This is a genomic window from Streptomyces sp. NPDC059900, from assembly GCF_050270335.1.
Classification (GTDB): Bacteria; Actinomycetota; Actinomycetes; order Streptomycetales; family Streptomycetaceae; genus Streptomyces.
In genome coordinates this window covers 1-10,572 of the sequence record NZ_JBNNJZ010000282.1, presented here as the reverse complement: position 1 = coordinate 10,572, position 10,572 = coordinate 1, and the positions used below count along the sequence as shown (strand labels likewise).

At 69.1% G+C, this 10,572-nt stretch carries 10 protein-coding genes; 3 read left to right on the top strand and 7 right to left on the bottom strand.

Annotated features, from left to right (window positions below; all coding sequences use genetic code 11):
- Positions 1-90: 90 nt before the first annotated feature.
- Positions 91-3,012 (bottom strand): UPF0182 family protein, encoded by a 2,922-nt coding sequence (locus ACQKIP_RS28965; protein ID WP_365860764.1) that lies wholly within the window; start codon positions 3,010-3,012, stop codon positions 91-93.
- 153 nt (positions 3,013-3,165) lie between these two features.
- Between ACQKIP_RS28965 and ACQKIP_RS28960 the strand changes: the two genes are divergently transcribed.
- Positions 3,166-3,708, top strand: coding sequence for a PPA1309 family protein (locus ACQKIP_RS28960; RefSeq protein WP_361386353.1), 543 nt, complete (start codon positions 3,166-3,168; stop codon positions 3,706-3,708).
- A 63-nt stretch (positions 3,709-3,771) separates the two neighbouring features.
- Here the strand turns inward: ACQKIP_RS28960 and ACQKIP_RS28955 are convergent, their stop codons facing one another.
- From ACQKIP_RS28955 to ACQKIP_RS28940, 4 genes are all read right to left on the bottom strand, one after another.
- On the bottom strand, positions 3,772-4,860 hold the full coding sequence (locus ACQKIP_RS28955) for a YlbL family protein (RefSeq protein WP_365860528.1): 1,089 nt from the start codon (positions 4,858-4,860) through the stop codon (positions 3,772-3,774).
- Between the two features lie 92 nt (positions 4,861-4,952).
- Positions 4,953-5,123 carry a hypothetical protein gene (locus tag ACQKIP_RS28950; RefSeq protein ID WP_365860527.1) on the bottom strand — a complete coding sequence of 57 codons (171 nt, stop codon included), beginning with the start codon at positions 5,121-5,123 and terminating at the stop codon, positions 4,953-4,955.
- A gap of 336 nt (positions 5,124-5,459) precedes the next feature.
- Complete coding sequence (locus tag ACQKIP_RS28945) at positions 5,460-5,924, bottom strand: molybdenum cofactor biosynthesis protein MoaE (protein WP_190082040.1); 465 nt, start codon at positions 5,922-5,924, stop codon at positions 5,460-5,462.
- A 119-nt stretch (positions 5,925-6,043) separates the two neighbouring features.
- The gene (locus ACQKIP_RS28940; protein ID WP_365860526.1) at positions 6,044-7,156 is read right to left on the bottom strand and encodes an SDR family oxidoreductase; all 1,113 of its coding nucleotides are present in this window, start codon (positions 7,154-7,156) and stop codon (positions 6,044-6,046) included.
- Between the two features lie 191 nt (positions 7,157-7,347).
- Between ACQKIP_RS28940 and ACQKIP_RS28935 the strand changes: the two genes are divergently transcribed.
- Positions 7,348-8,820: a zinc-dependent metalloprotease gene (locus ACQKIP_RS28935; protein ID WP_365860525.1), complete on the top strand. Its 1,473-nt coding sequence runs from the start codon at positions 7,348-7,350 to the stop codon at positions 8,818-8,820.
- Positions 8,817-9,341, top strand: coding sequence for an NUDIX hydrolase (locus ACQKIP_RS28930; RefSeq protein ID WP_365860524.1), 525 nt, complete (start codon positions 8,817-8,819; stop codon positions 9,339-9,341). The genes ACQKIP_RS28935 and ACQKIP_RS28930 overlap by 4 nt, the downstream gene beginning before the upstream one ends.
- Positions 9,342-9,439: 98 nt before the next feature.
- On the opposite strand, the gene ACQKIP_RS28925 is transcribed toward ACQKIP_RS28930, so the two are convergent.
- Both ACQKIP_RS28925 and ACQKIP_RS28920 read right to left on the bottom strand, forming a co-directional pair.
- The gene (locus tag ACQKIP_RS28925; RefSeq protein WP_365860523.1) at positions 9,440-10,195 is read right to left on the bottom strand and encodes an AIM24 family protein; all 756 of its coding nucleotides are present in this window, start codon (positions 10,193-10,195) and stop codon (positions 9,440-9,442) included.
- Positions 10,196-10,211: 16 nt separating this feature from the next.
- On the bottom strand, positions 10,212-10,572 hold a 361-nt coding region (locus ACQKIP_RS28920; RefSeq protein ID WP_427744548.1), incomplete at its 5' end, for an AIM24 family protein.

The window sequence follows — 10,572 nt, the reverse complement described above, 5'->3', positions numbered from 1 at the left end:
GTTATGAGCCCAGCGAGCTACCGAGCTGCTCCACCCCGCGCCGTTGTGATGCAACCGTACCACGGCGCGGGGATGGTCTTTCGCAGCTGGTCAGCCGCCCTTCTTGTCGCCGTTCTTGTCCGCGTCCCCGTTCTTGTCGCCCTTCTTGTCGGCGTCCTCAGCCGCCTTGGCCTGGGCGTCCTCGGCCCGCTGCAGGGACTTCTCGAGCTTCTCCTGCGCCTCGCCGTAGGCCTCCCAGTCGCCGTCCTTCAGGGCCTGCTGCCCGTCCTCGAACGCCGTCTGGGCGTCGTCAAGGGCTGCCTGCACCGTCGGGTCGCTCGACTTGGGCGGATCCGTCGGCTCGTCCGTGTCGTCGGCCGGTGGCTTCGTGGTCCCGTCGGCGCCGAAGACCTGGTTGAGGCCGTCGCTCAGGGAGTCCGCGAACGCGGTCTCCGTGCCGTACGACACCGCGACCTTCTTCAGCAGCGGATACGCCGATTTGCGTCCCTGTACGTACACGGGCTCGACGTAGAGGAAACCGTCGTCCAAGGGCACGGTGAGGAGGTTTCCGTAGAGGACGTCGGAGTCGGCGCCCTTCATGTCCCGGACGAAGTTACCGACCTCGGTCATGGAGTTCAGCTTGTTCTGGACCTGTTCCGGGCCGTCCACGTCGCCCGTGACTCTCAGCAGTTTCATCTTGCCGAAGTTCTCGCTCGTGGCGTCGGCGTCGACCGTCATGAACGCCCGTAGGTTCGGGCGCCCGCTCGGGGTGAACGTCGTCGTCAGGGAGAACTGCTGCTGCGTCTGACCCGGCGTCTTCATGGACAGGTAGTACGGCGGGACCGCGCTGTTGTCCTTCTTCGTCGGGTCGTTCGGCACCTGCCAGGCGTCACTCGCGTTGTAGAACTGGCCGGCGTCCGTGACGTGGTAGAGCGTCAGGAGCTCGCGCTGCACCTTGAACATGTCCTGGGGGTAGCGCAGGTGGTCCATCAGGGCCTTGGGGATCTCGCCCTTGTCCTTGACGGTGTCCGGGAACGCCTTCTTCCAGGTCTTCAGGACCGGGTCCTTGTCGTCCCAGGTGTAGAGCTTGACCTCTCCGGTGTACGCGTCGACGGTCGCCTTCACCGAGTTGCGGATGTAGTTGACCTGGTTCTGCTGGGCCACCACCGCCCGCTGGTCGTCCGACTCCGACAGCGAGTCGGCCGTCGTGTCGCCGAGCGTGGTGCGCGAGGCGTACGGATAGCCGTTGCTGGTCGTGTAGGCGTCGACGACCCACTGGATCCTGCCGTTGACCACCGTCGGGTACGTGTCGCCGTCGATGGTCAGCCAAGGCGCCACCGACTCGACGCGCTCCTTCGGAGTGCGGTTGTAGAGGATCCGCGACCCGTCACCGATCGCGCCCGAGTACAGCATCTGCGGCTCTCCGAAGGAGACCGCGTAGGCGGCGCGGTTGATCGGGTTGGAGAGGTTGACGCCGCTGTCGCCCTTGTAGCTGTACGTCTTCTGGCCGCCGCCGTCCTCTTCGTAGTCGAGCTCCTTCTGGGGCCCGCCCACGATCGAGTACTGGGTGGTCTTCTCGCCGTAGTAGATCCGCTGCTCGTACTCGCCGAGCTTGCCCTTGGTGGGCAGGCCGGACTCCGTGAAGTCCGGGGCGCCCTTGGAGCCCTTCTTGGTCTCCGTGCCCTTGGCGGTGACCATGCCGTACCCGTGGGTGTAGGCGAAGTGGTCGTTGATCCAGTTGCGCTTGTCGAGCTTGTCGAGGCTCAGCTCACGCAGACCGACGATGGTGTCCTGGCCGTTGTAGCGGTCGACGTCCAGGGTCTTGGGGAAGCGGTAGTACTCGCGCTCCTGCTCCAGCTGCTGGAACGTCGGCGAGACGATGTTCGGGTCGTTCAGCCGGTAGTTGGCCGCCGAGTCCGCGTTCGCGCGCTTCGCCTTGGGGTCCTCGTCGGCCTTGCCCGCGCCCGTGTAGTCCTCGGGCTTCACACCGCTGATGCCGTACGCGTTGCGCGTGGCCTCGATGTTCTTCTCGATGTACGGCGCTTCCTTGGCCTGCTCGTTCGGCGAGACCTGGAACTTCTGCACGATCGCGGGGTACAGACCGCCGATGAGGATGGCGGAGAGGACCATCAGGCCGAAGCCGATGACCGGCAGCTGCCAGGTGCGCCGCCACAGCGTCCCGAAGAAGAGCAGGGCGCAGATGACGGCGATGCAGAACAGGATGGTCTTCGCCGGCAGGTACGCGTTCGCGTCCACGTAGCGAAGGCCCGTCCAGTCGCCCGTCGCCTTGAAGTCGCTGGACTTCACGGCGAGGCCGTACCGGTCGAGCCAGTACGCCACGGCCTTGAGCGTCACGAAGACGCCGAGCAGCACCGACAGGTGCCCCGTGGACGCCGCCGTGGCCCGCGCGCCGGGGCTGGTGACGCGCAGCCCGCCGTACAGGTAGTGGGTCAGGGCCGCGGCGATCAGGGAGAGCACCGTGGCCGCGAAGCCGAAGCCGAGCAGGAAGCGGTACCAGGGAAGGTCGAACGCGAAGAACGACACGTCCAGCTTGAACTGCGGGTCCTTCTGGCCGAAGGAGACGCCGTTCACCCACAGGAGCCATGTGCGCCACTGGCCCGCGGCCGACGCGCCCGCGATCAGGCCGACGAGCGTGGCGATGCCGAGCAGCAGCCACTTCTTGTACGGCGCGATGCTCATGCGGTACCGGTCGAGGCTCTGCTGCTCCATCGACATGGCACTCAGCGGCGGGCGCAGCCGGTGCGCCAGCCAGATGTTCAGTCCGACCGCGACCGCCATCAGGAGGCCGAAGACGAAGAACAGGCCGATCTTGGTCCACAGGGTCGTCGTGAAGACCGACGAATAGTTGACCGAGCGGTACCAGAGCCAGTCCGTCCAGAACCCCGCGAACATGACGAACACCATGGCCAGTACAGCCAGGATGCCCAGTGTCATGAGCAGGGTCCGGACACGACGGGACGGTCGGCCCACTCTGATCCGTGGCCCCGTCGGGCCTCCGCCGCGGTCCGGCATCTGGAAAGCCAAGGTGCGCACCTCGAAGTTCGATGTTGATTCTGTTGATCCGTCAGGGCCCTGTGATCGTGGACCCACACCTATGCAACTTACCTACGCTTTACTCGGTTCCCGTTTCTCGGTTCTCGGTACTAACGAGGCAGGATTGTGACCATGTCCAACACTCCCATGGCAGCGAGCCCCCTCACCCGTGCCGTGCTCGAGATCGATGAGTACGCGTCCGGCCTCGGCTGGGACCAGCCCGCGCGCCTCTTCGCGCTCGTCGACACGGCGCGACTGCGTACCCAGGAACCCGGCCTCGCCACCCAGCTCGGCCTCGACAACTCCCCCGAAGAACCCGGTCTGACCCCCATCGAGCAGGAGGAGATCCCGGCGGGCAAGCCGCTGGACGAGTTCCTCGGCACCATCGCCTGGCCGGACGCCGTGGCGGGCTGCGCCCTCACGGTGGAGCGCCTGATGCTTCCGCCGTCGGCGGAGACGTCGGTGCCCGACGGCCTCGGCGAGGCCCAGCTCGCGAAGTGGGTGGCCGAACATCCCGACCGCCAGGAGGTCCGCATGACGGTCGCGGTGCTCCGTGACGGTGCGCGCGAGTCGGCCCTGCGGCTGCGCGAGAAGGACTCGCCGACCGAGGTCCTCACCGGGGCCGACCTGGTTCCGGGGCTCGCCGAAGCGCTGTCGGCCACCTTCGCCGACTGACTGTCCTCGTACGCGTACGCGGGTGGGGGTCCGCCCCCGCCCGCGTACTTTCGTCCGCTGCCGCTACTTCTTCACCGTGCACTGCGGCAGGTCCGCGGTGTCGCCCTTGCGGATGTCGTTGAGGGAGTCGACCGCGTCGTCGATGGTGTCCACCTTGACCAGCGTGAGGCCGTCCGGGACGTCCTTGGCGGCCGTGGCGCAGTTGTCCTTCGGCGTCAGGAAGTACTCGGCGCCCTTGGAGCGCGCGCCGACCGTCTTCATACCGATGCCGCCGATCGGGCCGACCTTGCCGTCGACGTCGATCGTGCCGGTGCCGGCCACGAAATTGCCTCCGGTCAGGTCGCCGGGGGTCAGCTTGTCCACGATGCCGAGCGCGAACATCAGCCCGGCGCTGGGGCCGCCGACGTCGGCGAGCTTGATGTCGATGGTGAACGGGAACGTGTGATCGGTGCCCGCCTCGATGCCGACGACCGCGCGGCCGTCCTTCGCTTTCTCCGTGGTGATCTTGAGGTCTTCCGTCCGGGTCGGCTCCTTGCCTGCCTTCTCGGCGGCGGCCGCCTCCTTGACGGGCACCACGCTGAAGACGACGTCCTGGCCCGGCTTGTGCTTGGTGACCAGCTCGGAGACGTCCGTCATCTCCTTCACGGGCTTGCCGTCGACCGTCTTGATGACGTCGCCCGCGTGGAGCTTGCCCTCGGCGGGGCTGTCCTTGAAGACGGTGGAGACGACGACCTGGGACTTCACCGGCAGGTCCAGTTCCCGCAGTGCCGCGACCTTGGCGGCCTCCTGCGACTGGCTGAACTCCTCGGCGTTCTCCTGGCTCGACTGCTGCTCGGTCTTGCCGTTCGGGTAGAGGGTCTCGTGCGGCACGACGATGTTGTCGTGGGCCAGCCAGCCGTACACGGCCTCCGCGATGTTCATGTTGTAGTCGGCGCTGGTGACCCTGACCGTGGTCATGTTGAGGTGACCGGACGTCGGATAGGTCTTGTGGCCGGAGATCTGCAGCACCGGCTCGCCGCCGTGATCACCGAGGGTGTTGACCGTGGGGCCCGGGGACATCACCGAGTACGGCACTTTGATGAGGACTCCGGCGCAGAGCAGCGCGATCAGCATCAGGGTGGAGGCGAGCATCGTCGCGGTGCGGCGTGGCATGGAACGACAGTACGGGACCTGCCTGTCAGTGCACCGCTGGGGCCAGTCCGTACGGGGCCTGCGGGCCTCCCGGCGGCCGTGGGCCCGCGGGCTCATGTGCCGGAGTGGGACTTCTCCATCGCCTCGCGGAAGGCCGCGTAGCCGTTGAGCTCGTTGTTGTCCCCGGTCTTGCCCGACCTGCGGTTACGCGCCGCCCAGGCAGCCCAGAGCCCTCCACCGACAGCTGCCGCAAACGGAATCAGCAACCAGGCGAGTGACGCCATGTCGGCCTCCCGACCCCTTGAGCGAGCACAACTGACAGATCAGCAGATTAACCATCCGCTTCGTCAACGCTTACGCCAGGGGTCGGGTTACGCAACTGGAGGCTCTGCCGCCCCTCCTTGGGCCAACTGGCTCCACGACCACAGGAGGAACGGGTCGGCGGCCACCGCCCGAGCAGATCAGCAGGCGCCGACCCACTCCTCCTTGCCGTCCCAATTCCAGATGGCCGCTCTCGCACTGCTCGGCCCTGGCGGGCCTCCCAGGCTTCGACCGACCGCGTCGGACTCCGTCCGCCGACCGTGCGCGGGCCACGCAGCCGGGCCGGGCCGCACCGGTGCCTAGCAGGCGCCGACCCACTCCTCCTTGCCGTCCGAGAACCGCTGGTGCTTCCAGATCGGGACCTCGTGCTTGAGGTCGTCGATCAGCTTGCGGCAGGCGGCGAAGGCCTCCGCGCGGTGCGGGCAGGAGACGGCCACGACGACCGCGAGATCGCCCACCGCGAGGTCACCGACGCGGTGGACGGCGGCAAGAGCCCGGACCGGGAATTCGGCGACGACCTTCTCGGCCACCCGGCGCATCTCGGCCTCGGCCGTCGGGTGGGTCGAATAGCCGAGCTCGTCGACGTCCGCTCCGCCGTCGTGATTGCGCACGGTCCCCACGAAGAGCGCCGTTCCCCCCGCCGCGTCGTCGCCGACGGCCCGGAAGACCTCGTCCAGGGAGAGCGGTGCGTCACGGATCGCCAGGAGCCGGATGGGGTCCTGTGCGGCCTGCTCGCCGGGGTGGTCGTTCGTGGTGCGTGCCATGCGGCCATGGTGCCGCACGGCACGGACATCACGGAATAGCGCTTTCCCCCGGCACGCGCGCGTGCCGCGTTGGAGCTCCCTACAGATCCGCACAGGTCCCCGCAGGTCCGCGGGAAGGATCAGATGCGGCGCCGGGCCTTCCGGGCGCGTCGCACCACCGCGGCGGCGCCCAGCAGCGCGACCGTCGCACCGGCGGCACCCGCGGCCGTCGCGTCCTTGCGCCCGAGCCTGCGTCCCGCCACCGTCCGGCGCCCCGCGACCTCCTCGAGAAGCTCCGAGAGGACCTCCTCGTTGGTCCACTGCGGCCGCCATCCGGCGTCGTGCAGCCTGCTGACGCTCACCACCCACGGGTACATCGTGTACGCGAGGTCACCGGCCGGAGACGGAGTGAGACCGATCCGGTGCAACCGCGCCGCCGCGCCGAGGGCCACCGTGGAGGGCAGCTCCATCCGCCGGATCTCGCTGAGCTCCTCGACCTCTTCCTGTTCCAGCCATCCGTCGCAGCCGACCGCCAGTTCCCCGTCGACCTTCTCCAGGACTGCGTACTCCAGGGCACTGCACAGGTCCTCGACGTGGCAGAACTGCCAGGCCGGGCGCGAGCCGGCCACCACGAGCAGCCGGGGCGACTCGAAGTAACGCGTCAGCGCAGTGTCGGTGCCGCCGACCAGGACCGCGGGCCGCACCACGGTGACGTTCAGACCGGGGTGGGCGCGCGGTGCGCGCCGGGCGAGTCGCTCGACCTCAAGCAGGTCGCCGACGCCGGTCGCCTCCGCGGTGGCGCGCAATTCGGCGTCTTCGGAGAGGGGCAGTTCGTTGTCGGACAGCGCTCCGTAGACCATCGCCGACGTGCAGAGCACGACACGGTGGACACCGGCCGCCGCGGCGGCGGTCAGCACGGTCTGCGTACCGCGTACGTTATACGCGGTACGGGCCGCAGCGTCGGTCTCCAGGTCGAGATCGAGCGCGAGGTGGACCACGACGTCCGCGCCCCGCAGCTTCTCGGCGATGGCCGGATCCCGCACGTCCAGGATGTGCCACTGCGCCCCGGCGCACTCGCCCCGCCGCTCGTCGATGGCGACGACCTGCTTGATCTCCTCGGACGCGGCCAGGCGCTCGACAAGGAGCGCGCCCACGCCGGACGCGGCGCCGGTGACGGCGACCACGGGCCCGCGCACGGGGGCCGGGGTAGAAAGGTTTCGCGCTGCGCGAACCTGTGGATCTGGGGAACTCACCAGGCGTCTCCAGCGGTTGTCTTCAGTAGATACGCGAATGACGCGTACGTACCAGGTGGCATCCATCCTGCCGCAGGCCATGAGTCGGCGAAGCACTGAGGCCCGATCCCGTCACGGTGTCTACGCTGGGTGGTGTTGTAAGGCAGCCGCCGCCGGAACAGTACCGGCGGCCTGACGAGCCGAGGAATCCCGTGAGTGACACCCCATTCGGATTCGGCCTTCCGCCGGAGGAGCCGGAGAACGGCGACGAGGGCAAGAAGAAGGACAGCCCCGGAGGGGGACAGGGTGCAGGAGGCCCTGGGAACCCGTTCGGCTTCGGCGGCCTGCCCGGCGCCGGCGGGCCGGGCGGCGACAATCCGTTCGCAGCGATGTTCGGTTCGATGAACCCGAACGACCTGGGCGCGGCCTTCCAGCAGCTCGGCCAGATGCTCTCGTACGAGGGCGGCCCGGTGAACTGGGACATGGCCAAGGACATCGCCCGCCAGACGGTCTCCCAGGGGACGGCGGACGGCACCAAGGACGCCAGCGTCGGCCCCGCGGAGCGCGGCGCGGTCGAGGAGGCCGTCCGCCTCGCCGACCTGTGGCTCGACGACGCGACGTCGCTGCCGTCCGGCTCGGGCGTGGCCGTGGCCTGGAGCCGCGCCGAGTGGGTCGAGGCGACCCTTCCGGTGTGGAAGGAACTGGTCGACCCGGTCGCCGAGCGCGTCGGCCTGGCCATGGGTGACGTGCTGCCCGAGGAGATGCAGGCCATGGCGGGCCCGCTGATCGGGATGATGCGCTCCATGGGCGGCGCCATGTTCGGCCAGCAGATCGGCCAGGCCGTGGGCGTGCTCGCGGGCGAGGTCGTCGGTTCCACCGACATCGGCCTGCCGCTCGGCCCGTCCGGCAAGGCCGCCCTCCTCCCGGTGAACGTCGAGGCGTTCGGCAAGGACCTGGGCGTCGCCCAGGACGAGGTGCGGCTCTATCTGGCGCTGCGCGAGGCCGCCCACCAGCGGCTCTTCGCCCACGTGCCGTGGCTGCGCTCGCATCTGTTCGGCGCGGTCGAGGGCTATGCGCGCGGCATCAAGGTCGACACGGCCAAGCTGGAGGACGTGGTCGGCCAGCTCGACCCGCAGAACCCCGAGCAGCTTCAGGAAGCACTCCAGCAGGGCATGTTCCAGCCGGAGGACACCCCCGAGCAGAAGGCCGCTCTGGCCCGCCTGGAGACGGCTCTCGCGCTCGTCGAGGGCTGGGTGGACGCGGTCGTGCACGCGGCGGCCAAGCCCCGCCTGTCGTCCGCCGACGCCCTCCGCGAGACGCTGCGCCGCCGCCGTGCGACGGGCGGCCCCGCGGAGCAGACGTTCGCCACGCTCATCGGCCTCGAGCTGCGTCCGCGCCGGCTGCGGGACGCCTCGCGCCTGTGGGCCTCGCTCACGGACGCGCGCGGCGTGGACGGCCGGGACGGCCTGTGGGCGCACCCGGACATGCTGCCGACGGCCTCGGACCTGGACGACCCCGACGGCTTCGTGCACCACGAGCAGCTGGACTTCTCCGAGCTGGACAAGATGCTCGGCGAGGCGGCGGGCGGCGGCGCCGCGAAGCCGGACCTCGAGAAGGACACCCCGGCTGCCGACGACACCGACGGCACGGACGCCACCGACGACAAGGGCGACGACAAGAAGTGAGCCTGTACGACGACGCGGTCCTCGTGCTGAAGGGGTACGAGGACCAGGAAGACCTGCGTCAGTACTACCTGGACCACCTCGCCGCCCACCCCGACGACGGCATGTGGAAGGCCTGTACGGACGGCCATGTGACGGCGAGCGCCCTGGTGATCGACCCGTCGCGCGGCCGCGTGCTGCTGACCCTGCACAAGAAGCTCCGGATGTGGCTCCAGATGGGCGGCCACTGCGAGCCGGGCGATCCGACGCTGGCCGCGGCCGCACTGCGCGAGGCGACCGAGGAGTCCGGGGTGCCGGGCCTGACGCTTCTCACGGGCGGCCCCGTCCGCCTGGACCGCCACCCGATCCCGGGGCCCTGCACCCAGCACCTCGACGTGCAGTACGCCGCGCTGGCCCCATCCGGAGCGACCGAAGCGATCAGCGACGAGTCCCTGGACCTGCGCTGGTTCGCGTACGACGAGGTGGCGGATGTCGCCGACACGTCGGTGGTACGCCTGGTGGAGGCGACGAGAGCGAAGCTGTAAAACGCGCCCCGTAAGGGGCGCGGGGAACTGCGCGACCAGCCACAACCGGCCCGCAGTTCCCCACGCTCCTGTCACCGCTCCCGCTCCCCGCGCAGGGGCTAGCTCCAGACGTTCCCCTGGTTCTGCCCCCGGGCGCCCTGCTGGCCCATGCCGTACTGCGCCCTGGCTCCCTGCCCGATGACCGCGTTCTGCGGCGGCAGCATCTCGCTCGGCTGGACGAGGGCGTAGCCCTGGCCCATGAAGCTGAGCTCCCAGCCCTCACCGGTGTTGCCGCGGCGACGCCACACGCCCGACGAGTGCGTCTGGGCCTGCATCTGCACCCGCAGGCCGTTGGACCAGGCGACGATCGCGTCGGCGTCGGCGTTCACGTACTGGTCCGGCGTGACCTGAAGCATCAGCGGCTGGCCCGAGGTCATCAGGGCGACCTTGCCGCGGCCGGTGATGTTGAGCTGGTACTTGCCGGAGCCGGAGATTCCGTACTGGCTGTCCACGGCGATGACCTGGTGGGTCAGCGACGAGTCGAGCGCGAGGACATAGCTGCTGTCCACGGTCAGACCGTCCTGGTCCACGTCCACCACGTGGATGTACTGGGCGAGGTTCGCGAGATAGACCGTGCCCTGGCCGTGGCAGCGCATCAGGTCCAGGCCCTCGCCGGTGTGCGCGCGGGCCCGCTGGTTGCCCTGGCTCTGGTACTCGGCGTCGAACTCCATCAGACCCTGGTAGGCGACCATGGCGCCCTTGCGGGCCAGGATGTCGTCGTGACCCGCGAGGGCGACCCGCAGCAGCTGCGGGTTCTGGACGGTGTAGCGCTCCTGAGTCTGCTGCTCGGTGTGCGCGAAAAGTGGGCTCTGCATGGTGTGTTGCTCCCCCTCAGCCCCGGGCTCGGAGACGGTCGGTGCTGTCCTCGCTGGGCTGTACGACGACGATGCCCTCTCCGGAGAAGCCCATCTGGTAGGCCTCGCCGCTGCCGCGCCCGATGAGCGAACCGGCCTTGAAGCTGCGCTTGCCCTTCACCTTGAGGTTCGGGGACCAGGCGATCAGGGCGTCCGGGTCGACGTACGTCTCGTCCTCGCCGCGACCGCAGTCGACGACGATCGGGGTGCCGCGGGAGGTCAGCGCCACCCAGCCCTGTCCGGAGATCTTGATGTTCCACAGGCCCTGGCCCGCGAACTTGGCCATGCCCTTGACGCGCTCGACACCCCATTGGAGGGACGTGTCGAAGGCGAGGAGG